Origin of the sequence: Pseudonocardia kunmingensis (assembly GCF_006716445.1) — a bacterium.
GTDB classification, from domain to species: Bacteria; Actinomycetota; Actinomycetes; order Mycobacteriales; family Pseudonocardiaceae; genus Pseudonocardia; species Pseudonocardia kunmingensis.
The window spans coordinates 116918-142875 of sequence record NZ_VFPA01000004.1 but is presented as its reverse complement, the minus strand read 5'-3'; the positions used below and the strand labels follow the sequence as shown (position 1 = coordinate 142875).

23 protein-coding genes are annotated in these 25958 nt (G+C 74.2%); 17 read left to right on the top strand and 6 right to left on the bottom strand.

Annotation, left to right across the window (positions count from 1 at the left end):
- Positions 1–150 precede the first annotated feature (150 nt).
- Together FB558_RS45320 and rsmA are read left to right on the top strand one after the other, a co-directional pair.
- Positions 151–2490 (top strand): resuscitation-promoting factor, encoded by a 2340-nt coding sequence (locus FB558_RS45320; RefSeq protein ID WP_142059526.1) that lies wholly within the window; start codon positions 151–153, stop codon positions 2488–2490.
- A gap of 19 nt (positions 2491–2509) precedes the next feature.
- Positions 2510–3364, top strand: coding sequence for a 16S rRNA (adenine(1518)-N(6)/adenine(1519)-N(6))-dimethyltransferase RsmA (rsmA, locus tag FB558_RS30450; protein ID WP_246106868.1), 855 nt, complete (start codon positions 2510–2512; stop codon positions 3362–3364).
- Positions 3365–3371: 7 nt separating this feature from the next.
- Here the strand turns inward: rsmA and FB558_RS30445 are convergent, their stop codons facing one another.
- The gene (locus FB558_RS30445) at positions 3372–4196 is read right to left on the bottom strand and encodes a maleylpyruvate isomerase family mycothiol-dependent enzyme (protein WP_170231602.1); all 825 of its coding nucleotides are present in this window, start codon (positions 4194–4196) and stop codon (positions 3372–3374) included.
- A 121-nt stretch (positions 4197–4317) separates the two neighbouring features.
- Between FB558_RS30445 and FB558_RS30440 the strand changes: the two genes are divergently transcribed.
- The 3 genes from FB558_RS30440 (at position 4318) to hepT (ending at position 6480) form a co-directional block, all read left to right on the top strand.
- On the top strand, positions 4318–5547 hold the full coding sequence (locus tag FB558_RS30440) for a CaiB/BaiF CoA transferase family protein (protein WP_142059522.1): 1230 nt from the start codon (positions 4318–4320) through the stop codon (positions 5545–5547).
- Positions 5548–5674: 127 nt separating this feature from the next.
- Positions 5675–6061: a type VII toxin-antitoxin system MntA family adenylyltransferase antitoxin gene (mntA, locus tag FB558_RS30435; protein ID WP_142059520.1), complete on the top strand. Its 387-nt coding sequence runs from the start codon at positions 5675–5677 to the stop codon at positions 6059–6061.
- Complete coding sequence (gene hepT, locus FB558_RS30430; protein ID WP_142059518.1) at positions 6058–6480, top strand: type VII toxin-antitoxin system HepT family RNase toxin; 423 nt, start codon at positions 6058–6060, stop codon at positions 6478–6480. Before mntA ends, hepT begins: the two co-directional genes overlap by 4 nt.
- A 7-nt stretch (positions 6481–6487) precedes the next feature.
- On the opposite strand, the gene FB558_RS30425 is transcribed toward hepT, so the two are convergent.
- A complete protein-coding gene (locus FB558_RS30425) occupies positions 6488–7543 on the bottom strand; it encodes a homocysteine S-methyltransferase family protein (protein WP_142059516.1) in 1056 nt (351 codons plus the stop codon).
- 239 nt (positions 7544–7782) lie between these two features.
- Between FB558_RS30425 and FB558_RS30420 the strand changes: the two genes are divergently transcribed.
- From FB558_RS30420 to FB558_RS30370, 11 genes are all read left to right on the top strand, one after another.
- Positions 7783–8442 carry an ABC transporter permease gene (locus tag FB558_RS30420; RefSeq protein WP_246106867.1) on the top strand — a complete coding sequence of 220 codons (660 nt, stop codon included), beginning with the start codon at positions 7783–7785 and terminating at the stop codon, positions 8440–8442.
- Positions 8439–9620, top strand: a complete 1182-nt coding sequence (locus tag FB558_RS30415; protein ID WP_142059514.1) for a betaine/proline/choline family ABC transporter ATP-binding protein — start codon at positions 8439–8441, stop codon at positions 9618–9620. The genes FB558_RS30420 and FB558_RS30415 overlap by 4 nt, the downstream gene beginning before the upstream one ends.
- Positions 9617–10378 (top strand): ABC transporter permease, encoded by a 762-nt coding sequence (locus tag FB558_RS30410; protein ID WP_142059512.1) that lies wholly within the window; start codon positions 9617–9619, stop codon positions 10376–10378. The genes FB558_RS30415 and FB558_RS30410 overlap by 4 nt, the downstream gene beginning before the upstream one ends.
- A 20-nt stretch (positions 10379–10398) precedes the next feature.
- Positions 10399–11370, top strand: coding sequence for a glycine betaine ABC transporter substrate-binding protein (locus FB558_RS30405; RefSeq protein ID WP_142059510.1), 972 nt, complete (start codon positions 10399–10401; stop codon positions 11368–11370).
- Between the two features lie 1177 nt (positions 11371–12547).
- Entirely contained in the window at positions 12548–13519 is a 972-nt protein-coding gene (locus FB558_RS30400; protein WP_142059508.1) for a 4-(cytidine 5'-diphospho)-2-C-methyl-D-erythritol kinase, read from the top strand.
- Complete coding sequence (locus tag FB558_RS30395) at positions 13519–15327, top strand: ABC-F family ATP-binding cassette domain-containing protein (RefSeq protein ID WP_142059506.1); 1809 nt, start codon at positions 13519–13521, stop codon at positions 15325–15327. The genes FB558_RS30400 and FB558_RS30395 overlap by 1 nt, the downstream gene beginning before the upstream one ends.
- Positions 15328–15646: 319 nt before the next feature.
- Positions 15647–17038 (top strand): HAMP domain-containing protein, encoded by a 1392-nt coding sequence (locus FB558_RS30390; RefSeq protein ID WP_142059504.1) that lies wholly within the window; start codon positions 15647–15649, stop codon positions 17036–17038.
- Complete coding sequence (pgsB, locus tag FB558_RS30385; protein ID WP_142059502.1) at positions 17035–18228, top strand: poly-gamma-glutamate synthase PgsB; 1194 nt, start codon at positions 17035–17037, stop codon at positions 18226–18228. The genes FB558_RS30390 and pgsB overlap by 4 nt, the downstream gene beginning before the upstream one ends.
- Positions 18228–18710 carry a poly-gamma-glutamate biosynthesis protein PgsC/CapC gene (locus FB558_RS30380; protein WP_142059500.1) on the top strand — a complete coding sequence of 161 codons (483 nt, stop codon included), beginning with the start codon at positions 18228–18230 and terminating at the stop codon, positions 18708–18710. Before pgsB ends, FB558_RS30380 begins: the two co-directional genes overlap by 1 nt.
- On the top strand, positions 18707–19735 hold the full coding sequence (locus FB558_RS30375) for an NlpC/P60 family protein (RefSeq protein WP_142059498.1): 1029 nt from the start codon (positions 18707–18709) through the stop codon (positions 19733–19735). The genes FB558_RS30380 and FB558_RS30375 overlap by 4 nt, the downstream gene beginning before the upstream one ends.
- Entirely contained in the window at positions 19735–20631 is an 897-nt protein-coding gene (locus FB558_RS30370; RefSeq protein WP_142059496.1) for a hypothetical protein, read from the top strand. Before FB558_RS30375 ends, FB558_RS30370 begins: the two co-directional genes overlap by 1 nt.
- Positions 20632–20635: 4 nt before the next feature.
- Here FB558_RS30370 and FB558_RS30365 read toward each other — a convergent pair whose 3' ends face one another.
- The 3 genes from FB558_RS30365 to FB558_RS30355 are packed head-to-tail and all read right to left on the bottom strand — an operon-like array spanning position 20636 to position 23851.
- Entirely contained in the window at positions 20636–21535 is a 900-nt protein-coding gene (locus FB558_RS30365; RefSeq protein ID WP_142059494.1) for a carbohydrate ABC transporter permease, read from the bottom strand.
- Positions 21522–22469 (bottom strand): carbohydrate ABC transporter permease, encoded by a 948-nt coding sequence (locus tag FB558_RS30360; RefSeq protein WP_142059493.1) that lies wholly within the window; start codon positions 22467–22469, stop codon positions 21522–21524. Before FB558_RS30360 ends, FB558_RS30365 begins: the two co-directional genes overlap by 14 nt.
- Complete coding sequence (locus FB558_RS30355; protein ID WP_142059491.1) at positions 22466–23851, bottom strand: ABC transporter substrate-binding protein; 1386 nt, start codon at positions 23849–23851, stop codon at positions 22466–22468. The genes FB558_RS30360 and FB558_RS30355 overlap by 4 nt, the downstream gene beginning before the upstream one ends.
- A gap of 164 nt (positions 23852–24015) precedes the next feature.
- On the opposite strand from FB558_RS30355, the gene FB558_RS30350 reads away from it, so the two are divergent.
- Positions 24016–25503, top strand: coding sequence for a glycosyltransferase family 39 protein (locus FB558_RS30350; RefSeq protein WP_142059489.1), 1488 nt, complete (start codon positions 24016–24018; stop codon positions 25501–25503).
- 9 nt (positions 25504–25512) lie between these two features.
- Here FB558_RS30350 and FB558_RS30345 read toward each other — a convergent pair whose 3' ends face one another.
- Positions 25513–25950 (bottom strand): nuclear transport factor 2 family protein, encoded by a 438-nt coding sequence (locus FB558_RS30345; RefSeq protein ID WP_142059487.1) that lies wholly within the window; start codon positions 25948–25950, stop codon positions 25513–25515.
- Positions 25951–25958 lie beyond the last annotated feature (8 nt).

The window sequence follows — 25958 nt, the reverse complement described above, 5'->3', positions numbered from 1 at the left end:
TCCGTTACGGTTCCGTGATCGCAAGCCGGGGTGGGGAACGCTCCCCAGCACGACGGTCACGGTGGTCCGGGGCGCTCCCCTGATCACTGCCTCCGGGCCACCGTGACCGTGATTCCTCCCCTGCCCGGACCGACGACGTCTGGAAGCGGTGTGGTCGACGTCCCCACGCGCGCGCGCCACCGCGCCGCGGCCCGCGCCCGCCTCGGCCGGGTGGCACCGCCGGTCACCGACGTCGAGCCGGCCGAGGACCCGTACGCCGACTGGTACGCGGGTGGCGACCCCGAGGCGCCTGCGGCGCCCGTCACGTCGGCGATCGAGGTCGTCCCGCCCGCCGCCCCCGCGGCCCGGTCCACCCCGGCCCGGTCCCCGCTGCGGCCCCGGCCCCGGCCCGCCGGGGCGGACGTCCCCGACGCCACCCCGCAGACCGCGCCCGCACGGACGTCGGCCACCGGCCAGTCGCGGCCGATCGTCTCGCGGCTCGGCGCCCCGCAGGACGCCGTCGACGCCTCGGCCGACCCGGTCACCGGGCAGCTGCCGCGGGTGGCCCCCGACGACGCCACCGGCCCGCTGCCCCAGATCGACGGCTGGCCGCCCGCGCCCGCCGTCGAGCGCACCGGCGGCCGCGTGCGTCCCGTCGAGCGCACCGGCGGGCACGCACGTCCCACCGAGGGCAGCGGCCCGCACGCGACCGCGGCCCCGGCCGCGGAACGCACCGGGGGGCACGCGCGGCCTGCGGAGCGCACCGGACGGCGGCAGGCCGTGGAGCGCAGCAGCGGCCCCGTGTGGCCGCCCGTGGAGCGCACCGGGCGACAGCCCGCCGTGGAGCGCACCGGCGGTACCGCGCGACCCGGCGCGACCGAGGTCACGGGCCCGCAGCCCGCGGTCGTCGCGCCCGAGTGGACCGGCCGGCAGCCCGCGGTGGAGCGCACCGGCTCGCACCGGCGCGGCACCGAGGGGATCGAGCGGAGCTCCGCCGCCGGTCTGCCGGTCCGCCCGCGGGCGCAGCCCGCCCCGACGCCGGAGCGGCCCGCGAGAGCCGCCACCGTCACCGGTGCCACTGTCACCGGTGCCACCGCCGTCCCCGTCGCGCCCGCCCGCCCGGACGACGCGGAGACCGGGCCGATGCCGCGGATCGACGACGACGCGTTCACCCATCCCTTCGGGAGCGTGACCGCTCCGGTCGGGCTCGCGGGCGCACCGTCGGCCGCACCCGCCGAGCAGGCCCCGGCTCCCGCCGCCCCGGCTCCCGTCGCTCCGGAGAGCACCCCGGCGGGCCCGGAACCCGCCGCCACCGCCGCACCGGCGTCCGCCGCGTCCGCCGCGGCGCCGCAGGGCCCGCGCCGCTCCCGCCGGGACCGCCGGGCGGTCGAAGAGCCACCGCCGCAGCGCACCGGCCTGCGGATCACCGTGGTGGTCGTGCTGCTGGCCATGCTCGCTGGCGCCGCCACGGCGCTCGTCGGCGACAAGACGATCACCCTGACGGTGGACGGCCAGGAGCGCGTCGTGCACACCTTCGCGGCCGACGTCGCCTCCGCGCTCGAGTCCTCGGGGATCGCGGTGAGCCCGCAGGACCGCGTGGAGCCCGCGCTGCCCACCGAGCTGGCCGACGGCGACGAGGTCATCTTCAGCCACGCCCGACCGCTGACGCTCGTGGAGGGCAGCTCGCAGCGCCGGCTCTGGACCACGGCGACGTCGGTGGGCGAGGCCCTGCAGATCCTCGACGTGGCCGCGACCCCGATCCAGATGTCCATGTCGCCGGATGCGGCCATCCCGCTCGAGGGGCTGTCGCTCGAGCTGCGGGTGCCGCGCACCGTCACGTTCGCCGACGGCACCGCGGCGCCCTCGCCGATCACCACGACGTCGGGCACGGTCGCCGGCCTGCTCGCCGAGCAGGGCATCGAGCTGGGGCCCGACGATGTCGCGGTGCCGTCGGGCGACACGCCCCTGACCGAGGGCCTCGCCGTGCACGTGGTGCGCAACGGTGTGGGTGAGGTGGTCGAGGTCCGGCAGATCCCGCCGCCGGAGGAGGTCATCGAGGACGCGGAGCTGCCCCGCGGCAAGCGCAAGGTCGTGGATCCCGGCAAGCCCGGGGAACAGACGGCGATCATGCGGGTGTACGTGCAGAACGGCCAGGAGGTGCGCCGCGAGCAGGTCCGGGCCGGCAGCATGACGCCGCCGCAGAAGCGGGTCGTGCACCTGGGCACCAACGACGCCCTCAGAGCCGCCGCCGTCGCCGACGGAAGCGTGTGGGACCGGCTCGCGCAGTGCGAGGCCACCGGCAACTGGTCGATCAACACCGGCAACGGCTACTACGGCGGCCTGCAGTTCGACGCGGGCACGTGGCGCGCCTACGGCGGCACCGACTACGCCGCGCTGCCCCACCAGGCCAGCCGCGAGGAGCAGATCGCCGTGGCCTCCCGGGTGCGGGACGACCGCGGCGGGTACGGCGCCTGGCCTGCCTGTTCGGGCCGCCTCGGCCTGCCCCGGTGAGCCACGGCAAGCTGGCGGCGTGACGGACGACGGTGGGTCGCGGCTGCTCGGCCCCGCGGAGGTGCGGGCGCTGGCCGCCGAGCTGGCCGTGCGGCCCACGAAGCGGCTCGGGCAGAACTTCGTGCACGACCCGAACACGGTGCGGCGCATCGTCCGGTCGGCGGAGCTCGAGCCGGACGACGTCGCGGTGGAGGTGGGACCCGGCCTCGGGTCGTTGACGCTGGCCCTGCTGCCCGCCGTCCGGGCGGTGCACGCCGTGGAGATCGACCCGGTGCTCGCGGCCAGGCTTCCGGCCACCGCGGTCGACCGGGCGCCGACGCTCGCCTCGCGGCTCAGCGTGACCGCGGCCGACGCGTTGCGGCTGCGGGCCGCGGACCTGCCGGCGCCCGAGCCGACGGCGCTCGTCGCGAACCTGCCCTACAACGTCGGCGTGCCGGTCGTGCTGCACCTGCTCGCGGAGCTGCCGCGGCTGCGGCGCGGGCTGGTGATGGTGCAGTCCGAGGTCGCCGAGCGGCTGGCCGCGGCGCCGGGCAGCCGGGCGTACGGGGTGCCGAGCGCGAAGCTGGCCTGGTTCGCCGCCGCCCGGCGGGCCGGCCCGGTGCCCCGGGCGGTGTTCTGGCCCGTCCCGAACGTCGACTCCGGGCTGCTCGCCTTCGTCCGCCGCGATCCGCCCCCCGGCGACCGGGAGGCGGTGTTCCGGCTGATCGACGCCGCGTTCGCGCAGCGTCGCAAGGCGCTGCGCTCGGGGCTCGCCGCGTGGGCGGGCTCGCCCGCCGCCGCCGAGGCAGCGTTGCGCGCGGCCGGCATCGACCCGCTGGCCCGCGCGGAGACGCTCGGCGTGGAGGACTTCGCGCGCCTCGCCGCGGTGCGCTGATCCGCGATCAGCGGATGATCGAGACGATCTGCAGGAACGCCGCGGCCAGCGCGTCGTCGCCGGACACCGCTACCGCCCGCCGCGCCTCGTCCGGTTCGACCATCCGCACGCACAGCCGCCACAGCGGCTCCGGCCCGGGGAAGGCCAGGAGCGTCCCGGGCGGGGTGGAGGGTGCGGCCCAGTGCCACCGCCGCCCGTCGCAGCGCCACGTCCACCGCCCGCCCGCCGGGCCGTCGACGGTGAGGCCGAGGGTCTCGCCGTCGGGGCGAGGGTGCGTGGACAGGGTGTGCGGGACCGCCCGCAGGAACGTGTCGAGCACCGTGTGCAGCACGGCGGGGTCCCCGGGGTCCGGGCGGCCGGTGGCGTCCCGGATCTGCTGCTGGTGCACCCAGTACTCGGTGAAGTCGCGCGCGAGGTCCAGCCACACCGGCGCCGGGCCCGGGCCCGCCCACGACACCCCCTCGGTCATCGCCTCCGGGTCGAGCGCGCCCCACATCGCGAGCACCTGGGGCGAGGTGTGCGCGAGCAGGTCGGTCAGCACCCGCCCGCTCAGCCGCTGCGCGACCCGCACCCACTCGTCGTTGATGCGGTGGACGAACGGTGCCAGCGCCTCGCCTGCGCGCGGGCCGGGCCCGCTGTGCGCGTCCCGGGTGCGGGACAGCCGGTTGAGGTCGTCGCCGACGAGGTGCGCCACCACGTCCCGGACCCGCCACGGCGCCGCGGCGGTGGGGCGCTGCCACTCGTCCGCGGTGAGGCGGCGCACGAGGCCCAGGAGCACTGCCCGGTCCCTGGTGAACGCCCCGAGCGCGTCGATCTTCGGTCCGAACCTCACGGGCGTCTCCACCCGGCCGATCGAATCATCCCGTCCACGGCACCGCACCCGGGTTCGCCGTGCTGGACATCCGGCGCGCGGGGTGGTCGGCTGGGTCCGCCGGACAGCGGGAGGAGGCGCGGTGAGACCCCTCGAGGACGTCCGGATCGTCTCGCTCGAGCAGTACGGTGCCGGACCGTTCGCCTCGATGCACCTGGCGCAGCTCGGCGCGGAGGTCATCAAGATCGAGGATCCCGCGGCGGGCGGGGACGTCGGGCGGCACGTCCCGCCCTACGCCGAGGGCGGCGACTCCCTGTTCTTCGAGTCGTTCAACCGCGACAAGTCCTCGGTGGTGCTCGACATCCGCACCCCGGAGGGCCGCGAGGTCTTCCACGACCTGGTTCGCAGCGCCGATGCCGTGTTCTCCAACCTGCGCGGCGACGTGCCGGAGAAGCTCGGCATCCGCTACACCGACCTCGCCGCGGTGAACCCGCGGATCGTCTGCTGCTCGCTCACCGGGTTCGGGATGACCGGGCCGCGGTCGCGCGAGCCGGGTTACGACTACGTGCTCCAGGCGCTCGCCGGGTGGATGTCGGTGACCGGGGAGCCGGGCGGGGCGCCGCAGAAGACGGGCCTGTCGCTCGTCGACTACAGCGGCGGGTTCGCCGCGGCGATCGCGTTGCTGGCCGGCGTGCACGCGGCGCGCCGGGACGGCGTGGGCACCGACTGCGACCTCTCCCTCTACGACACCGCGGTCAGCCTGCTCACCTACCCCGGCACGTGGCACCTCACGGCGGGCTACGAGCCGACGCGCACGCGGCACTCCGCGCACCCGTCGCTGGTGCCGTTCCAGGCGTTCGAGGCGGCCGACGGCTGGCTCGTGGTGGGGTGCGCGAAGGAGAAGTTCTGGCAGCGCCTGACCGTGGTGCTCGACCGGCCGGAACTCGCGGAGGACCCGCGGTTCCGCACGTTCGCCGACCGGGCCCGCCATTCCGAGGAGCTCGTCGCGCTGCTGGAGGAGGCCTTCCGCGCGCGGACCGTCGCCGACTGGCTCGCCGACCTGTACGCAGCGGCGGTGCCCTGCGCGCCCGTGCACGACGTGAGCGAGGCGCTGGCCGATCCGCACACGCTCGAGCGGGAGCTGGTCGCCGAGACCGAGCACCCGCGCTTCGGGCGGGTGCGCAGCCTGCGCTCGCCGGTGCGGGTGGGCCCGCCCGGCGCGGACACGATGCCCGCGCGCGTGGCCCCGAGGATGGGTGAGCACACGCGTGCCGTGCTGCGCGGGCTCGGCTACGACGACGATCGCATCGCCGCGCTCGCCCGCTCCGGCGCGCTCGGGCCGGCGGAGGGGACCGGGTGGACTCCAGGCTGAACGACGAGCAGCGGCTGTTCCGGGAACCGCGCGACCTCGTCGACCGAGAGGGCAGCTCCATGAACGCACCGACGCGCGGGCGTCGCCGCTGTCGTGCCCGGGTCCGATGAGTAACTAGGCTGCGGTCGTGACCCCGGAGGAGATCGCCGCGCGGATGCGGGAGCATCCGGCGATGTCCGGCGCCCAGGCCCTCGTGCTGCACGGTTCCCGCGCGCGGGGCGATGCCGCGGCGTCCTCCGACTGGGACTTCGGGGTCCTCGCGGACGGTCCCGTCGATCTCGCCGCGCTCGCGGCCGCGCTCACGCGGCTCCTGGGTACGGATGCGGTCGACGTCGTCGACCTGCGGCGGGCGAGCGCGCTGCTCCGGTACCGCGCTGCCCGCGACGGTGTGGTGCTCGTGGAGCGGCGCGACGACACCTTCCGCGACTTCGCGCTCGAGGCCGTCCGGTTCTGGTGCGACGCCGGGCCGGTGATCCGGGCGGCGCAGGACGACGTCCTCGCGGCGCTGGGATGAGCACCATCGACCGGGAGCTGCTGGCCGAGCGGGCCGCCGCCGTGGTCCGCCACCTCGACCGCGTGGCCGAGCACCTCCCGGGCGACCCTGCTGACCTGCGCCCCCTGACGTCGGCGACGGACACGGTGGTGCTGCACCTGTGGCAGGCGGTGCAGGTTGTGATCGACCTCGCGGTGTCGACGTGCGTGCGCCTCGGGCTCGGCAGCCCACCGACCTATGCCGACGCCTTCCGGCAGCTCGCCGATGCCGGCGTCATCGCGGACGAGCTCGCCCAGCGCCTCGCGCGTGCCGCCGGGTTCCGCAACCTCGTCGTGCACGGCTACGGGCAGCTGGACCTGCGGAGGGTCCATGCCATCGCCGTCGCCGGTCCGGCCGATCTCCGCACCTTCCTCGCGGCCCTGCGGGACCACGAGGGCTGAGGCACCGTCAGAGGGTGCGGCCGTACTCGAGGTTGAGCCGGGCGAGGGTCGGATCGGACCCGAAGTAGACGTGCCGTGACATGTCCTCGGAGTAGCGGCTGGCCGGCGGGGTGCGGCCCAGCGCCTCGGCCATCGCCCTGACGTGGTGCGGCGCGGCCCCGCAGCACAACCCGAGGTAGTGCGCGCCCGCGTCGGTGGCCGCGCGGGCGAAGTCGGCGATCTCGTAGCGGTTGCAGGTGAAGGGGTCGAGCGCGGTGGGGAACGGTCGCCCGGAGGGGAGGCCCGGGTAGGCCTCGTCGACGAGGGCCTGGAAGTGGGGGTGAGCGGCGTCGGTCCGGTAGGGCACCGGCAGGGCCGCGACCGGGACGGGGACGGCGTCGACCAGCTCGGCGAGCAGCGGCAGCATCGTGGCCGGGCCGCGTCCGCAGTTGAGCCCGACGACGCTCGCTCCGGCGTCGGCCAGGCGCCGCATCGCCTCCGGGAGCTCCGTGCCCTCCCGGGTGCGCGGCGCCTCGTGCAGGTTCATCGTGATGACGGCGGGCAGGCCCGCCTCGCGGACGACCTCCAGTGCGACGAGGGCCTCGCCGAGGAAGCCGAAGGTCTCACCGATGACGTAGTCGACGCCGGCCTCCGCGGCCCACCCGACCTGTTCGGTGAACATCGCCCGGGCGCGGTCGGCGGACGCCGGGTCCGCGGGGTCGTAGACGTTGGTGTTGCAGATGTTGCCGGCGAGCAGGGTGCCGGTGTCGGCGGCCACGCGGCTCGCGAGCGCGAGCGCCTCCCGGTTCAGCGGCTCGAGCAGGTCGACCGCGCCGATGACGCGCAGCTTCTCCCGATGGGTGTAGTAGGTGAAGGCCTCGACGACGTCCGAGCCCGCGTGCACGAACTCCTCGTGCAGTGCGGTGACCCGCTCGGGGTGTTCGAGCACGACCTCCGGGACGAAGGCGCCCGCTTGCAGGTAACCGCGGCGCTCGAGCTCGAACAGGTAGCCCTCCGCGCAGATCACGGGGCCGTCGGCGAGGCGGGCGGCCAGGCCGCGGGCCGCGGAAGGGGACGCGGTCATGGAGCACCTCCGCGTCGATCTCCGGGAGCATCGGGGGCGGGTGGCCCGCCGATGGAGCACTTCCCCGTACCCGGATCCCGTAACCCGTCGGGGCCGCTCCGGTGTGACATCGGCCGCATCACCGCAGGTCTCGACTGCGTTGCCGCTCGGACACTCCGGTTGTGCCTCCGCCGAGGCCATGTCAGAGTCCCCGGACGAGTCGATCAGGAGGTGGTCGTGCAGGAGTCCCGTCGCCGCGCATGCCGGGTCGCGGCGTGAACTTCCTCGACTACCTCTCCTCCCGCTGGGACGACCTGCTCGAGCTGGGCATCGAGCACGCGCTCGTCACGATCACGGCCGTGCTCCTCGCCACCGTCGTCGGTGTGGCGCTCGGGACGGCCACCTACTCGCGGCCGCGGTGGCGCCAGCTCGTCGTCGCCACGACGTCGGTGTTCCTGACGATCCCGTCGCTCGCGCTGTTCGGGCTGTTCATCAACATCTTCGGCATCGGCACGACGTCCGTCGTCGTCGCGCTGGTGATGTACTCGCTGCTGCCCATCGTGGCGAACACGGTCGTGGGGCTGCGGGAGGTGGACCCGGCGGTCGTCGAGTCCGCGCGAGGCATGGGCATGGGGCGCCTGCACCGCCTGCTGCGGATCGAGCTGCCGCTCGCGTGGCCGGTGATCCTCACCGGGATGCGCGTCTCGACCCTGATCACGCTCGGGATCACCGCGATCGGGGCCTACATCCAGGGCCCCGGCCTCGGCAACGACATCTTCGCCGGGCTGTCCCGGCTGAGCAGCCCGAACGCGGTGAACCTCGTGCTGGGAGGCACCCTCGGCGTGGTCGTGCTCGCCGTGCTGTTCGACCTGCTCTACGTCCTGCTCAACCGACTGACGACCTCGCGGGGGATCCGATGAGCCGGACGAAGATCCGCCTCGAGCACCTCACCAAGCGCTTCCCCGGGCAGCAGCAGCCCGCGGTGGACGACCTCTCGCTGGAGATCCCCGAGGGCGAGATCGTGATCTTCGTCGGGCCCTCGGGGTGCGGCAAGACCACGACGATGAAGCTCATCAACCGCCTGATCGAGCCGACGTCGGGCCGCATCTTCCTCGACGACGAGGACGTCACGCGCGTCGACGCGGACCGGCTGCGCCGCCGCATCGGCTACGTCATCCAACAGATCGGGCTGTTCCCGCACCAGACGATCGCCGAGAACATCGCCACCGTCCCGCGCCTGCTCAAGTGGGACAAGGCCCGGATCGCGAAGCGCGTGGACGAGCTGATCGAGACGGTCGGGATGGACCCGGCGACCTACCGCGACCGGTACCCCAAGCAGTTGTCCGGCGGCCAGCGCCAGCGCATCGGCGTCGCGCGGGCGATGAGCGCCGACCCCGATGTCATGCTGATGGACGAGCCGTTCGGCGCGATCGACCCGATCACCCGCGACCGGCTGCAGAACGAGTTCCTCCGGCTCCAGTCGGAGATCAAGAAGACGATCGTGTTCGTCACCCACGACATCGACGAGGCGATCAAGATGGGGGACCGGATCGCGATCCTGCGCGAGGGCTCGCACGTCGCCCAGTACGACACGCCCGAGCGCATCCTGGTCGACCCGGCCGACGACTTCGTCGCCGACTTCATCGGCCGCGGCGCCTCGCTCAAGCGCCTGTCGCTGTCGCGGGTGCGTGACATCGAGCTGGGGGTGTGGCCCACCGTCGACGACGGCACGGACGCGGAGCAGGCGCGCCGCGCGCTGCTGGCCACCGACCGCGGGTGCCTGCTCGTCCTCGATGACCGGCGCCGCCCGCGCAGCTGGGTCGGCGCGGACCACCTGGGCCGGGCAGACGGGCCCCGGCTCTCGGAGACGGGCCTGCCGGTGGCCGTCGTGACGCCGCACGCCACGCTGAGCGACACCCTCAACGAGATGATCACCGCGCGGTACAGCACGGCCGTGGTCGTCGACGAGTCCGGCGCCTACGCGGGCGTCGTCGACATCGACACGATCAACGAGGCGATCCGCGGCATGCGCAGCGGCGAGCGCAGCGCCGCGCGCGACCGCCTGGAGGCCGGCCCGCGGCCGGAACCCGCGCCATGACGATCGCCGTCGCCGAGGAGGTCGAGCGCGAGCGCAGGCGGTCGCTCGCGGGCTACCTCGTCACGCCGGCGGTGCTGGTCGGGGTGCTCGTCGTGCTGGCCATGTACGTGGGCAGCCGGACGCTCGACAGCATCGAGGAACGGCGCGTCAACCTCGACTTCATCCTCCCCGCGACGCTGGAGCACGTCACGCTCACCGTCGTCTCCACGGCGTTCGTCCTCGTCATCGCGATCCCGGTGGGGATCCTGCTGACGCGCCCGTTCGCGCGCCGGCTCGCCGGGCCCGCCGTGGCGGTGTTCAACATCGGCCAGGCCGTGCCCTCGATCGGCGTGCTCGTGCTGCTCGCCATCGTGTGGGGCATCGGGTTCTGGCCCGCCGTGGTGGCGCTGGTCGCCTACTCCGCGCTCCCGGTGCTGCGCAACACCATGATCGGGTTGCAGCAGGTGGACCCGGCGGTCGTCGAGTCCGGTCGCGGGATGGGGATGAGCCGGACCGGTGTGCTCACGCACATCGAGCTCCCGCTCGCGGTGCCGGTGATCCTCACCGGCCTGCGCACCGCACTCGTGATCAACGTGGGCACCGCCACGCTCGTCGCGCTCACCAACGCCGGTGGGCTCGGCGCGATCATCATCACCGGCCTGGTGCAGAACCGGCCGCTCGTCACGGTCGTCGGCAGCGTGCTCGTCGCGGTGCTCGCGCTGTTCATCGACTACCTGGGCCGCGTCGCCGAGGACGTGCTCCGGCCCAAGGGCCTCTAGACCGATCTGAAGGAGATGCCATGCACCACCCGAGGAGGGCCGCCCGGCTCCTGGCCGGAATGGCCGTCGCGGCACTGACGGTCACGGCGTGCGGTGGGGGCGGCGGCGGCGCCGGTGGTGGCGAGGGCTCGCTCGCGGCGATCGACCTCTCCGGCGCCTCGTTCACCGTCGGCTCGAAGGAGTTCACCGAGCAGATCGTGCTGGGCCAGATCGCGGTGCAGGCGCTGGAGGCCACCGGCGCCGACGCCGGGAACCTGGTGACGATCACCGGCAGCACGAACGTGCGCACCGCGCTCACCGCCGGTGAGATCGACATGTACTGGGAGTACACCGGCACCGGCTGGACCACGCACTTCCAGCACGAGCCCCAGTCGGCGCCGGACGGGGACGCGGCGCTGTACCAGGCGGTCGCCGAGGAGGACCGGAACAACGGGATCGCCTGGCTGGCGCCGGCCCCGCTGGACAACACCTACGCGGTCGCGACCGCCGAGGGCCGGGACCAGGAGCTGGGCGTGCGCACGCTGAGCGAGTACGCGGCGCTGGTCAACCGCGACCCGGCGCAGGCGCGGATGTGCGCCGCTGCCGAGTTCCTCACCCGCGACGACGGCTGGCCCGGCCTCGAGCAGGCCTACGGCTTCGACCTGCCGGCCGACGGGATCGCCGAGCTGGAGCTGTCCCTGATCCCGCAGCAGACCGCGACGGGCGAGAACTGCAACTTCGGCGAGGTCACCGCCACCGACGGCGCCGTCGCCGCGAACAACCTGGTGCTGCTGGAGGACGACAAGCAGTTCTTCGTGCCCTACAACGCCGCGATGACCGTGCGGCAGGAGGTGCTGGACGCGAACCCGCGCCTGGCCGAGGTGTTCGACCCGATCGCCGCGAAGCTCACCACCGAGCTGGTGCGCGGGCTCAACGAGCGCGTGGACGTGGGCGGCGAGCTCCCGGAGGACGTCGCGGAGCAGTTCCTGCAGGAGAACGGCTTCATCGGATAGGTGCTGCGGCGGCGGGTCGTGCTGGGCGCCGCGTGATCGGTGCGAGCCGCACGTCAGGGTCCTCGCGACCCCGCTCACGCACTTCTCACCCGGATCATGGCCGGGCGCGTTCCGCCTGGTTCATGATCATGTCGACGCCATGCGTCTCCGACGGCGATCGCAGACGCATGGTGTCGATGTGGTCAGGGGAATGCTCCCGTGGGCGCGCCGTTCCCGGCTCGAGGCCACTGCCTCGCCCGGGCCGGGCTTTTCGCCGCGGTCCGCCGGGTCCCCCCGACCCCGCCCGTCCGTGAGGTGGCCCGGTGGGCGCAACTGCCGGGTGACGTGGTCGCGGGGGCGGCCGTCCCCGGCTTCCCGGCACGCCCGTCCACGACGAGAACGCCCCTGCCGGGTGCCACGCGACTGGCTGTGGTGCCGTTGCACCCTCCTGCAACGGCCATGATCAGCGAATGGGGGACATGAGCTGCACCGGTGCAGCGCAGGTGTTCTGACCGGGGTGCAGCGCAGGTCCCGATCCCGCTGATCAAGGGGTGGGTCTGGCCTCGGACCGGCCGGATGATCACAGGTCAGGGGTTGGATCGGGACCACCGCAAGGTGCGCGGGCACCCGGCAGGGACGGTCTCGTCGAGAACGGGCGTGCCCGGAAGTCGGGGACGGCCGCCCACCCGACCACGTCACCCGGTAGTTACCCCAACCCGACCACCCGCGGACGGAAGAGGCCGGGGGGACCCGGGGGGATCGCGCCGAAGACCCCGAGCCCGAGCGCGAGGCAGCGGTCGCGAGCCGGGTACGGCGCGCCCACAGGAGGTTTCATGGTCAGATCGACGTCAGCGCTGCCGGCCCGAAAGCAGCGCTGAGGTCGACCTGATCATGCAACGGGCGCGGAACGCGGAACCCGACCGGCCATGATCAGCAGGAGTGGTGTGAGTGCGGTAGATCTGCCGCCCTCACCACCATTCCTGGCGATCACCCCGGGGAGCCGGGGCGCGAGAAGTACATGAGCGCGGCCGCAACGACCCTGACGTGCGACTCGGACCGATCACGCAGCGAGTGGGTTCGACGACCACCCTCTGATCACGGCTACTGCCACGGACCAACGACTCACGACACCTGGCCGCCGCGGGGCCGATCTCCAGGGCCTCGGCGCGGCGGGGGCCGACGCACGTACTGTTGACCGGTGCTCGCCGCCGTCCCACCACCGGTCACCGTGCGCGTGCCCGCCAAGATCAACCTGCATCTCGCCGTCGGGCCGCTGCGCTCCGACGGTTACCACGAGCTGGTCACCGTGTTCCACGCGGTGAGCCTGTTCGACGAGGTGTCGGTCGAGGTGAGCGACGCCCCCGGCATCGAGGTGCACGGCGAGGGCGTCTCCGAGGTGCCCGCCGACGAGACGAACCTCGCCTGGCGCGCCGTGCAGCTGCTCGCCGAACGCGCCGACCGCGACCCGGACGTGCGGCTCGTGCTGCGCAAGGGCATCCCGGTGGCAGGCGGCATGGCGGGCGGCAGCGCCGACGCCGCCGCCGCGCTGGTGGGCCTGTCGGCCCTGTGGAAGCTCGACCTGGGCCGCGACGAGCTGTCGGTGCTCGCCGCCGAGCTGGGCAGCGACGTCACGTTCGCGCTCTACGGCGGCACCGCGGTCGGCACCGGGCGCGGGGAGCAGATCGTGCCGGTGCTGTCGCGGCACACCCAGCACTGGGTGATCGCGCTGCACCGCGGTGGTCTCGCCACGCCGCAGGTCTTCCGCGAGCTCGACCGGTTGCGCGGCGACAACGGCCCCACCGAACGCCCGGTGGAGCCGGTGCTCGAGGCGCTGGGCGGCGGCGACCCCCGCCAGCTAGCCCTCAGCCTCGGCAACGACCTGCAGGCCGCGGCCGTGAGCATGGCCCCGGAGCTGCGCCGCACCTTGCGCGCGGGCGTGGGCGCGGGCGCGCTGGCCGGGCTGGTGTCCGGCTCCGGCCCCACGTGCGCGTTCCTGTGCTCCGACGCCGAGGCCGCCATGGACGTGGCCGCCGAGCTGGCGGGCGTGGGCGTCTGCCGCACCGTCCGGGTGGCGCACGGGCCGGTGCCGGGCGCGCGCGTCGTCGACCAGCACGAACCCCCGGGCCTGCCGCCCGGCCCGCCCACCTCGTGGCCCCCGGTGCGTGCCTGATGCCGCCCCGCACCGGACAGAACCTCGTCAACCTCGAGGCCGTCACCGCGCACGTGCCGGGCGACGCCTCGCGCGTGCTGCTCGACGGCGTCTCGCTCGGCGTGGAGCGCGGCGAGCGGATCGGCGTCGTCGGGCTCAACGGCGGCGGCAAGACCACGCTGCTCGAGATCCTCACCGGCGTCCGGCAGCCGAACGGCGGGCGCGTCAGCCGGATCGGCGGCCTGAACCTGGCGCACCTGGTCCAGGGCGACGCGCTGCCGGTCGGGGCCCGCGTGCGCGACGTCGTGCTGGCGCAGTGGGCGGGCGCGGCGGAGCACGAGTGGGCAGGCGACGCCAAGGTCCGCGACGTCCTCGACGGGCTCGGCATCGGCGACCTCGACCGCGGCGTCGAAGGGCTGTCGGGCGGGGAGAAGCGCCGGGTCGCGCTGGCCGCCGCGCTCGTCGGCGACCCGGACCTGGTGGTGCTCGACGAGCCCACCAACCACCTGGACGTCGAGGGCATCACCTGGCTCGCCGGGCACCTGATCGCCCGGCGCTGCGGGGTCGTGGTCGTCACGCACGACCGCTGGTTCCTCGACGCGGTCTGCACGCGCACCTGGGAGGTGGCGAACGGCCGGGTGGAGAGCTACCTCGGCGGTTACGCCGACTGGGTGTACGCCCGCGCCGAGCGGGCCCGCCAGGCGGACGCCGCCGAGGCCCGCAGGCAGAACCTGGCGCGCAAGGAGCTGGCGTGGCTGCGCCGCGGTGCGCCCGCGCGCACGTCGAAGCCGCGGTTCCGGATCGAGGCCGCCGAGGCCCTGATCGCCGACGTCCCGCCGCCGCGCAACTCCGTGGAGCTGCTCGGTTTCGCCACCAACCGGCTCGGCCGCACGGTGCTGGAGCTGGAGGACGCCACCGCCGTCGTCGCGGGGCGCACCCTGCTCGACCGCGTGACGTGGCGGATCGGGCCGGGGGACCGGATCGGGATCGTCGGAGTGAACGGGTCGGGCAAGACCACGCTGCTGCGCACGCTCACCGGGGAGCGCCCGCTCGACGGCGGGCGGTTGGTGCGGGGCAGCACCGTGCAGCTCGCGGAGCTCACCCAGGAGCTCGTGGACCTGCCGGGGGACATGCGGGTGCTGGAGGCCACCGAGCAGGTCGCCAAGTTCGTGCGCCTCGGCAAGCTGGAGCTGACGGCGTCCTCGGTGCTGGAGCGGCTCGGCTTCCCGGCGGCGCGGCAGTGGACGCCGGTCGGCGACCTGTCCGGCGGCGAGCGGCGGCGGCTGCAGCTCACCCGCCTGCTGATGGCCGAGCCGAACGTCCTGCTGCTCGACGAGCCCACCAACGACCTCGACGTCGACACCCTCGCCCGGCTGGAGGACCTGCTCGACGGCTGGCCGGGCACGCTCGTCGTCGTCAGCCACGACCGCTACCTCGTCGAGCGAGCCTGCGACACCGTCGTCGCGCTACTCGGCGACGGGAAGGTGACCCACCTGCCCGGCGGCATCGACGAGTACCTGCAGCTGCGCGCCGCCGCGCACGGCACCGTCAACGGCCTCACCGCCGCCCCGGCTCCGGAGGCGAAGCAGCCGACGGGACCGGCTCGGAGCGCCGCCGAGCAGCGGGCCGCGCGCAAGGAGGCCGCCCGCCTGGAGCGGCGGATGGAGACGCTGGCCGGCAAGGAGGAGCGGCTGCACGCGCAGCTGGCCGAGGCCGCCACCGACCCCGCCCGGCTGATGGAGCTCGACCGCGAGCTCAAGGCCGTGGTCGCGGAGCGCGAGAGCGTGGAGCTGGACTGGCTCGCGGCCGCGGAGCTCGCCGAGCAGTAGTCACGGCAGGGCGGAGCCCGCCTGCGGCGCACATCACGGGTTGGTCGCGGTGCGTCACGGGAAACACGGCCGGGTGACGTGGCTTCGCATGCCGTTCGCCGACTCCTCGGCTCCCGGTCGTCGCGCGGTGACCTGACACTGCGACATTCGGGCGACGTCGTCACGCTATCGTGACCGTCTGGACCTGTGCTCGTGACAAGACGGGGCCAGTGGAGCGCGTACGGACGTACCGCTGCGTGACCACCGGCAGCCCCAGGAACCGTTCGAAGGGACACGCTCGTTGAGCACGCCCTGCTCCCCGCCGACGATCCCGCTCCCGATGAGGAGGACCACCGCGCCGCAGCTGCCGCCCTTCCCGCAGCCCCGCTTCGCGGGCGGGGTGCACAGCGGCCCGCTCGCGGCGCTGGCCGCGCTGCTGGCGGGCGCGGTCGCACTGCTCGCCGTGGCGCTGGTCGGCGACGGCAGCTGGCCGGACTGGCGACTCGCCACCGTCCTCGCGGTGGTGGCGGTCCTCGGGCACGCGCTGCTCTGGGTCGGCCTCGTCGGCCCGGTCCGGCGGTTCGGCGACGCGATGGCGCGGATGGTCACCGAGGACCGCGCCGACCGCGTGCCGCGCTCCCGGGCCACCGAGCTGGATCGCATCGCCATCGCGCTCTACCGGTTCCACCGGATCCGCCCCGGACGGCGCGGCCTGCGCTCCCGGCGGCACGTCCCGCTGGCCGTCGCGCCCTGCCTCGCCGCCGTCGTCGTCCTGTGCTGGGCGATCCCGGCGGCGGCCGCGACCGTCGGCGGCGTCGCCCCGCAGGCCGACGTCGTCGCACGCGAAGCGGGCGCCGGCGCCGGGGCGCGGGCCCAGGAGCTCGGCGCGGCGCTGCGCGACGGGCTCAGCGTCCTGGAGCGCGCCGCCGACCCACCCACCGGCGCCGCCGTCGCCGACCCCGCCACCACCGCCGCCCAGGCCCTCGAGGCGGAGCGGCTGTTCCGCTCGGTCTCGGTCGTCGACGCCGCCGGGCGGGCGGTCGCGACCGCGGGTCGCCCGCCCGCCGCGCCCCTGGACGCCGGGGGTCGGGAGCCGCGGGTCGTGCAGGCCAACACCAGTGGCGCCGAGCCGCTGGTCGTCGCCTCGACGCCCATGTGGGACGGCGCGAGCACGCTCGTGGCCGAGTTCGACCCCCGCGGCCTGAACGACGTGATCCGGGCCGACGGCGTGCACACCCGGGTGGTCGACGCGCGGCAGGCCACGGTCCTCGACACCAGCGGCTACACCGCCTTCGCCCCGCTGCGCGACCCGGCACTCGGCACGCTCGCCGCCACCGCGTCCACCGGCGCACCCGCCGTCGCGACCCCGGGGGGCGAGCGGGTCGCCGCCGCCGCCCGGGTGGGCGCCCCCGGTTCGGCGACGGACGTGGGCTGGGTCCTCGTCGAGGACCAGGACGTCACCGCCGCCGCCTTCGCGGGGGACGGCAGCAGGCGCGCGGCGCTCGTCGTGATCGCGGTGAGCGCGAGCCTCGCCCTGGCCGCCATCGCGTGGACCGCGGTCACCGTCGTCGCGCCGGCGCGGCGGCTGGTCCGGCACGTGGAGGCGCTGGCGGCCGGGCAGCCGGTGCCGCCGCTGGCCGCGCAACGCCTCGACGAGATCGGCACCGCGGTGGCGGCGACCAACCGGTTCGCCGCGGCACGGGCCCGGCCCGGGGCGGTGGCCCGCGCATGACGTTCCTGTTCGGCGTGTACGTCGCCGGGTGCCTGATCCTGCTGGTCGCCGGCCTGGTCGAGCAGCGCGGCCACCACCGGCGCCTGGAGTCGATCCCGCAGCGCATCGTCGTGAACGGCATCCGCGGCAAGAGCTCGATCACCCGGCTGTGCGCGGGCGCGCTGCGCGGCGGGGGCCTGCGCACGGTCGGGAAGACCACCGGAACGGCCGCCCGCTTCGTCTTCCCCGACGGCACCGAGGAGCCGATCCACCGCAAGTTCGGCCTGGCCAACATCGTCGAGCAGATCGGCATCATCAGGCGGGCCGCCTCCTGGCGGCCGGACGCGCTGGTCATCGAGTGCATGGCCGTGCTGCCGGAGCTGCAGGAGATCAACGAGCGGAAGCTGGTGCGCTCCACGATCTGCGTGATCTGCAACGTCCGGGAGGACCACCTCGACGAGATGGGCCCCACGCTGGACGACGTCGCCCGCTCGCTGTCGCGGTCGATGCCGGTGGGCGGCATCTGCGTCACCGCGGAGCGCGAGCGCCTGCACATCTTGGCGGAGGAGGCCGAGCGCCGCGGCTGCCGGCTCGTCGCCGTGGACCCCGAGTCGGTCCGCGACGACGAGATGGACCGCTTCCGCTGGATCACCTTCAAGGAGAACGTGGCGATCGCGCTCGCCGTCGCGCAGCTGTGCGGCATCGGGCGGGGCGAGGCGATGGCCGGGATGGTGGCGGCGAGCCCCGACCCCGGCACCGTCGCCGTCGACACCTACGCCACCCCGCGCGGCCGGATCGCGTTCGCCAACATCTTCGCCGCGAACGACCCCGAGTCCACGCTGATGAACATCGAGCTGCTGCACGGTCGCGGCATGATCTCCGCGCCGCTGACGATGGTGGTCAACTGCCGTCCCGACCGCGTCGAGCGCAACGGGCAGATGGGCGAGCTGACCGGCCGCGTCCGCCCGGACCGGATCGTGCTCATCGGCGAGCAGACCCACACCGCTCGAACGCGGGTGCCGCACGAGCTGGCCGACCGCGTCGTCGACCTCGGGGGCGCCCTCGACCTGGAGGCGTTCCTCGACGCCGTGGTGATCGGTCCCGCGGGCACGGGCTCCGTCGTCGCGGTCGGCAACATCCACGGGCAGGGCGAGGTGCTGCTCTCGCGCATGCACGCCCTGCCGCCCGCGGTGCCTGCCGGGGTCGCCTGATGCTGGCCGGCACGCTCGCACCGCAGGCGGCCACCATCGCGCTGGCGATCGGGCTGCTGTTCGCGCTCGTCTGCTACCTCACCACCAACCTCTCGCCCGGCGGCATGATCACTCCGGGCTGGCTGGCGCTGACGCTGGTGGAGGACGCCATGAAGGTGGCCGTGATCGCCGGCGTCACGGTGATCGCCTACCTCGGCATCCGCGGCCTGCAGCGGGTGGTGATCCTCTACGGCAAGCGGCTGTTCGCGGCCGTGATGATGCTGTCGGTGCTGCTCTCGACCGGCCTGTTCCTGCTGGTGCAGCGGGACTACCCGTTGCTCTTCGCGCACGAGACGCTCGGCTTCGTGATCCCGGGACTGGTGGCCTACCAGCTGGTGCGCCAACCCCCGCTGGCCACCGTGCTGGCGACGTCGGCCGTGAGCCTCGCCAGCTACGGCGTGCTGGCCAGCGGCCTGGTCCTCGGGGCGGTGTCCGCCCTGTGACCCGCCGCTCGGCCCTCACCGCCCGTCGGGCCGTGATGGGCGGGCTCGCCCTGGTCGTGGGCATCGGCGGCATCGTGGTCGGTGCCGTGCGCGAGGAGGCCGTCGTGCCGGCCACGGCCGCCGCGGCGCCGCCGTCCCGGGCCGCCGCGAGCGACCTGCGCTTCCTGCGCCGGGACGATCCGGCGCGCACCACCGTCGTGGACGCGGCGGGCACGGTGCTCGCGACCTTCACCGACGGGGCGCGCACCGTCACCCTCGACGGGCCGGAACGGACGTTCGCCGAGCCGCAGTTCGCCGGGGCTCCCGTCATCACCCGGGTGTGGGTGCGGCTGCTCCCCGAGGAGTGGCGCGCGGGCGCCGAGAGCGCGCCGTGGTTCCGCCCGTGGCTGCAGCAGAACCTGGGGCGCACCGAGCCCGACGTGCTGGCGATGGCCACCGAGTACCTCGACGGCGCGCCGGAGGGGCGCGACGCCGAGGGCGTGCGCGTCCGCGGCGACGCGCGCTACGGGCCGCCCGCACCGGGCAGCGCCGCGCCCCTGGAGAACTCCGACTTCGTCGACTACCTGGGCGTGTCGTGGCGCTTCGCCGACGGAGAGGTGCGCCAGGGGGAACCGGGGCGCTACGGGGCGGTCGACTGCTCCGGCTTCATCCGGCTCGTGTACGGCTACCGGGCGGGCTACCCGCTGCGGGCGGACAACGAGCGCGGCCCCGGCCTGCCGCGGCGGGCGCGGGCGATGGTGGAGGTCGGGCCCGGCGCCGTCCTGCTGCCCGACACCGGCGCACCCCCGTCCAACCTGGGGGTGCTGCAGGCGGGCGACCTGCTGTTCTTCGACCTCGACGGAGCGCCGGACCAGCGGATCGACCACTCGGCGATCTACCTCGGCCGCGACGCGGCGGGGCAGCACCGGTTCCTCTCGAGCCGCGTGCGCGCCGACGGGCCGACGCTCGGTGATCTCGGCGGCACCTCGCTGCTCGACGGCGGCGGGCACTACTCCCGCTCGTTCCGGGCGGCGAAGCGGCTGTGATGCGCGCGCCGACCCGCACCCACGCCGCGCTGGCCGTGCTCGTGGTGCTCGCGCTCGCCGCGGTGGCGATGCTGGTCGCGGTGCTCGCACCCCGTGGAGAGGACGGCCCCCCGCTGGAACAGCACGTGCGCGAGTTCACCGGGCAGCTCTCGCCCCGAGGGCCCTACCGCCCGCCCGAACCGGCGGAGCGCGACGCCGTCCTGGGCGCCGTCGCCTCGCTGCTCCAGGCGGGGCCCGCCGAGGGCGACCCGGCGCGACGCACCCTGGAGGAGGCCGGGTTCACGGTCGGGCTCGCGGCGAACGCCTCGGGGGAGGAGTTCCTCGTCGCGCGCAGCGACCCGGCGTCGGAGCGGTCCTGGGGCCTGATCGCACTCCCGCTGGACCGGGAGCCCCGGTTGCTCGTGGAGGTGCCGCACCCGAACTCCGACTACGGCACGGAGGAGGTCGGGCTGGCCGTGCTCGCGGCCCGTCCGGACGCGATCTACCTGCAGGCCGGCGCGCACCGCAGGGCGGCCGACGAGAGCGCGGACGTCGCGCACGAGGTGGGCTCGTTGTTCCACGCACTCGCCGTGGACCTGAGCGTCCGGCTGCGCCTGCCGCAGCTGCAGCTCCACGGCTTCGGCGAGCGCGACGACCTGGACGACGACGTCGTGCTCGGTGGCGGGCCCGAGGATCCGGCCCCCGCGGTGCGCGACCTGGCCGACCGGCTGGAGGAGGCGGACCTGTCGGTCTGCCGGGCGTGGTCGCGGCGCTGCCGGGGGTTGGAGGGCACGACGAACGTGCAGGGCCACGCCGCCTCGCTCTTCGGCCTCCCGTTCGCGCACGTCGAGATGAGCGCGGACCTCCGGAAGCGGCCCGAGGACGTGGCCCCCGCCCTCGCCACGATGGGCGGCTGACCGCTCACTTGAAGCCGGCGCTCTTGATGGACTCGACGATGTGGCGCTGGAAGAAGAAGAACAGCGCCAGCATCGGCAGCGCGGCCACGGTGGCCGCGGCGAGCGTGTAGTTCCAGTTGCCGGAGTACTGCAGTTGGAAGCTCGCGATGCCGACCTGGACCGTCCGCAGGTTCGGGTCGGAGGTGATCGTCAACGGCCAGACGAACGAGTTCCAGTTCGCGAGGAAGAAGAACACCGTCAGCGCCGAGAGGATCGGCCGCGACAGCGGCAGGATCACGCTCCAGTACACGCGCCAGTAGCCGGCGCCGTCCAGCAGCGCCGCCTCCTCGAGCTCGGCCGGCAGCGAGATGTAGAACTGGCGGAGCAGGAAGATCCCGAAGGCGTTGAAGATCGCCGGGATGATCAGGCCCGCGTAGCTGTCCACCATCCCGAGCGCACGGACCACCGCGAACGTCGGCACCATCACGACGGGCAGGCTCACCAGCAGCGTCGAGAAGATGACGAGGAAGATCGCCTCGCGGCCGGGGAACCGCAGCCTGGCCAGCGCGTAGGCGGCCATCGAGTGGAACCACAGCGCCAGCACCGTGATCACGCCGGAGATGAACGCGCTGTTGAGCAGGTAGCGCAGGAACGGGACCTCGGTGAAGACGTAGACGTAGTTCTCGAACGTGGGTTCCTGCGGCAGGATCGTGGGCGCGGTGACCTCGGCCTCGGGCTTGAACGAGCCGAGCACCATGATCACCAGCGGCAGCACCGTGAGGACGCCGAGCACGAGGCCCAGCGCCAGCAGCCCGACGTTGCGCCGCGTCCACCGGGCCCGGGGCGCGGGCCTGCGGCGCGCCGGCGTCGGGTCGACGACGCCCGCGGCCGGCGTCGCCTGCACGAGCTCGTCAGTCGTCGGCATGGCTGAACCGCCCTCCACGGGTGAGGAAGAACATGAGAGCCGACCAGGCCAGCAGCCCCACCAGCAGGATGGAGCCGACGGCGGCGGCGTAGCCGTACTCGCCGAACAGGAAGGCCTGCTCGTACACGAAGAAGATCAGCACGCTGGTCGCGCCCGCCGGGCCGCCCTGCGTGAGGACGTAGACCAGGTCGAGCCCGCCGGTGACCACCGCGATCGTGCTCGTGAGGAGCACGAAGAAGCTGGTGGGGGCCAGGAGCGGCAGCGTGATGCCGCGGAACTGCTGCCACGGGCTCGCGCCGTCCACGCGAGCCGCCTCGTAGAGCTCGCCCGGGATGTCCTGCAGGCCCGCCAGGAAGATGATCATGTAGTACCCCATCTGGAACCAGACGGAGATCAGGATGACGGCGGTGAGGGCCAGGTTCGGCGACCCGAGGGGAGAGATGCCGTCGAGCCCCACGACGGCGAGCGCGCGCGACACCACGCCGACCTTGTCGGTGAGCATGAACTGCCAGACCATGCCGACCACGACGAGGCTGATCACGTAGGGCAGGAACAGCGCGCTGCGGACGATGCCGACCCCGGGGAAGCGCTCCTTCACCAGGACGGCGAGCGCCAGGCTCACCACGAACATCACCGGGACCGTCACGACCACGTAGATCGCGGTGGTGCGCAGGCTCGCCCAGAACTGCGGGTCCTGGGCCAGGCGCAGGTAGTTGTCGACGCCGATGAACGCGAGGTGCCCGAAACCGTCGAGCGAGAAGAACGCGAGCCCGATCGCGAGGATCATCGGCACGACGACGAAGACGAGCAGCCCGAGCGAGTCGGGGAGCAGGAACAGGAACGCGGCCCGGCGCTCGCGCTTGCGCATCGGGGTGAGCGGGGCGCGTCCGGTGCTCGCGCGCCCGGCCGTGCGGTTCAGCGACACGGCGGTCATACCAGTGCGCCTCCTTCATAGGTCTGGAGGAAGCTCTCGATCGCGTCCTGGGCCAGCCGGGCCTGGGTGCGCGCATCTCCTCCGGCCAGCTGGACCGACTGGATGGCGTTGGACAGCGCCTTGTAGAGCACCGGTGGGTAGCGGGGTTCGCCCCGGGTGGAGCTGAGCAGCTCGCGCACCGCGGCCCGGGCCGGTTGGTCGTAGGTCGGCAGCTGCTCGCTGGCAGCGGCCACCGACTTGCGCGGCGGCAGGTTCGACTTGGCGCGGTAGTTCCAGTCCGCGCCGCGCGCGATGCTCTCGGCGCTCATGCTGCCGATCGATTCCACGACGAAGCGCGCGGCCGCGTCGGGGTTGCGCCCCCGGTTGTTGACGGCCCACGCCCACCCGCCCGCGGACGTGATCCGCCGTCCGTCCGGGGGCAGGGGCAGCGGGAGCACCCCGTACCGGTGGCCGGGCGCCTGCAGCTCGAACTCCGCGACGGTCCACGGGCCGGTCTGCCACATCGCCGCGAGACCCTGGGTGAACGCCGGGACGATCTCGCCCCCGGCCGGCAGCGTCCGCGGTGCGACGCCGCGCGCGATGCCCTCGCCGAAGAACTCCAGTGCGGCCACGGCGGCGTCCGAATCCAGGCCGGGCAGCTGGGTCGCGGGGTCGACCACCTCGCCGCCGCACTGCCACAGCCAGGGGTAGAACATGAAGTTCTGGTAGTAGCCCGGTTTGGTCTCCAGCACCAGCCCGGAGCGGCGCGGCGTCGTGAGGCGCTCGGCGACGTCGAGCAGCTGGTCCCACGTGGTCGGCAGGTCGCCCTCGGACAGGCCGCTCTCCTCGAAGGCCTGCACGTCGTAGTACAGGCTGACCGGGTCGATCTCGATCGGGATGCCGTAGATCCCGTCGCCGACGATCCGCGTGCCGAGCGCCTCGGGGTAGAAGTCGTCGAGCGCCTCCGGCGTCAGGTAGGGCTTGAGGTCCAGCAGCACCCCGCCGTTGTAGTAGCGCAGGAACTCGCCCGGAGAGATCATGAAGATGTCCGGCCCGTTCTCCGCGGCGAAGGCCGTGGCGATCCGCGGGTTCATCGGGTTGACGTAGTCGGGCACGAACATCGGCACGACCTGCTCGGGGTGGTGCGCGTTCCAGTGGTCGATCGCCGCGAGGTACCACTCGCTCTGCGCGACCACCTCGGGATCGCCCGACGGCTGCGGTGCGTGGGCGTTCCAGAACTGCAGGGGTTCCGAGCTCCCCGTTCCCGAACAACCGGCCAGCCCGAGCCCGGCGGCGCCGAGCGCGGCGGCCCCGGCGAGCAGGCGCCGGCGGCTGAAGCGGACAGGGGGATCGGCACGGCCCGGCATCCCGGTTGCAGGGGCTCGCGTGCTCCGCGACGTCATCGTCCTCCGACCCGTGGAATCGATTTCACGGCTTGTCGGGTGCAAGTCATAGCCGTCGCGAACGGGCGGCGTCAAGGGCTGCGGTGGATGCCGGGATCCACCGATCGACCGAGTCGCGGCGTCCCCGCCGGTCCTAGCGTCGGAGCGGAACCGGGGGGACTGCGATGACGACGATCGAACGACCCGCGCCGGCGGGCGCGCTTCCGGCGCTGGCCCGCGGCCCGGTGCTCGCCGTGGCCGCGGCCGTCGGGGTGGCGCTCACCGCCGTGAGCGGGCGGTACGGCTACTTCGGCGACGAGCTCTACTTCCTCGCGGCGGGGCAGCACCTCGCGTGGGGCTATGCCGACCAGCCCCCGCTGCTGCCGCTGCTCGCGCTGCTGATGGATGCGATCGCCCCCGGCTCGGTCGCGGTCCTGCGCATCCCGGCGACGCTCGCGATCGTCGCGGCGGTGGTGCTGGCCGCGCTGCTCGCACGGGAGCTCGGCGGCGGGCGGCGGGCGCAGGTGCTCGCCGCGGGCACCGTGGCGGTCTCGCCCGGCTTCCTCGCCACCGGGCACCTCCTCGCGACGTCGACGTTCGACCCGGTGCTGTGGATCGCGCTGACCTGGCTGCTCGTGCGCTGGGTCCGCATCCGCGACGACCGGCTGCTCCTGGCGTCCGGGATCGTCACGGCGGTCGCGCTGCAGGTGAAGTTCCTGGTCGTCGGGTTCTGGGCCGTCGCCCTCGTCGCGGTGCTGGTGTGCGGGCCGCGCGAGCTGCTGCGGCGGCCCGCGCTGTGGGCGGGCGGGGCGGTCGCGGCGCTCGCCACCGTCCCGACGCTGCTCTGGCAGGCGCGCAACGGCTGGCCGCAGCTGGCGATGGGCCGGATCATCGCCGGGGAGAGCGTCTACGCCGGCGGGATGGTCGGCTTCCTCCCGCTCGGGTTCGTCGGCGCGGGGCTGCTCGTCGGCTCGGTGCTCGGGGTGGTCGGCATCGTGGCACTCCTGCGGGCCCCGCGGCACCGGTTCCTCGCGGTCACCGCGCTCGGCGTCGCCGTGCTGTTCATGCTCGTCGGCGGGCGGCCCTACTACCTGGCAGGGGTGCTGCCGGTGCTGTGGGCCGCCGGCGCGGTGCGGGCCGCGCAGCCCGGGGTGTCCGCCTGGTGGCGCTGGGTGCCGACCTGGCCGGCCTACGCGCTGACGGCCGTCGCGCTGCTCCTGCTCAACGTGCTCCCGATCGCCCCCGTGTCCGCGCACGCCGACCAGCCGCTGCAGATCGGCAACTTCCAGCGCGACGAGATCGGCTGGGCGCAGATGGTGCCGGACGTCCAGGCGGCCTTCCGGGCGCTCCCGCCGGACGTCGCACGCGACGCGGTGGTCGTCACCGGCGACTACTGGAGCCTCTCGGCGGTGCGGCACTTCGCGCCCGAGCTGCCCTCCTTCGGGTTCCACCGGGGCGCGGCGTGGTTCGGCACGCCCCCCGAAGGCTCCGGCGCGGTGGTGTTCGTCGGCGACCCGGCCGCGCTCGCGCCCGCCTTCGGGCGGGTGACGCAGGTGGGCGTGCTCGACAACGACCAGCGGGTGGCCAACCTCGCCCAGGGCACCCCGATCTTCCTGCTCGAAGGTCGCCGGGTGCCGTGGGTGCAGCTCTGGGAGAGCGTCCGCCACCTGTGACGGGCCGCGTCAGGCGGCGGCGAGCGCCGCGACCAGGTCCGGGGTGCGGCCCAGGAGGGCCGCCATCGCGATCGGGTCCATGTAGTCGTCGTAGCTGACGATCTCGCCGCCCCGGACGCGGATGACGCCGAGGGCCCGGAACCGGTAGGGACCCGCGGTGGCGTGCGAGTACCCGTGGTGCTCGATCTCGGCGACGACGACCTCCGGGTCGTCGGTCTCCCGGACGACCACGTCGACGCCGGCGATCTCGAGCATCGACCGCCGGCCGGATGCGGCCTCGTGGAACTCGCGGATCGCTGCCTGTCCGCGCAGCTCGCGGGGCATCCCCGGCGCCGCGAACGGGTAACGCAGCACGCCGTCGGCGGCGAAGAGGTCGGCGAACACCACTCCCTCCCCGGCGACCATCCGGCGGACCTGCTCGACGACCTCGCGTGGGCTGCGCTGCATGCTCGTCC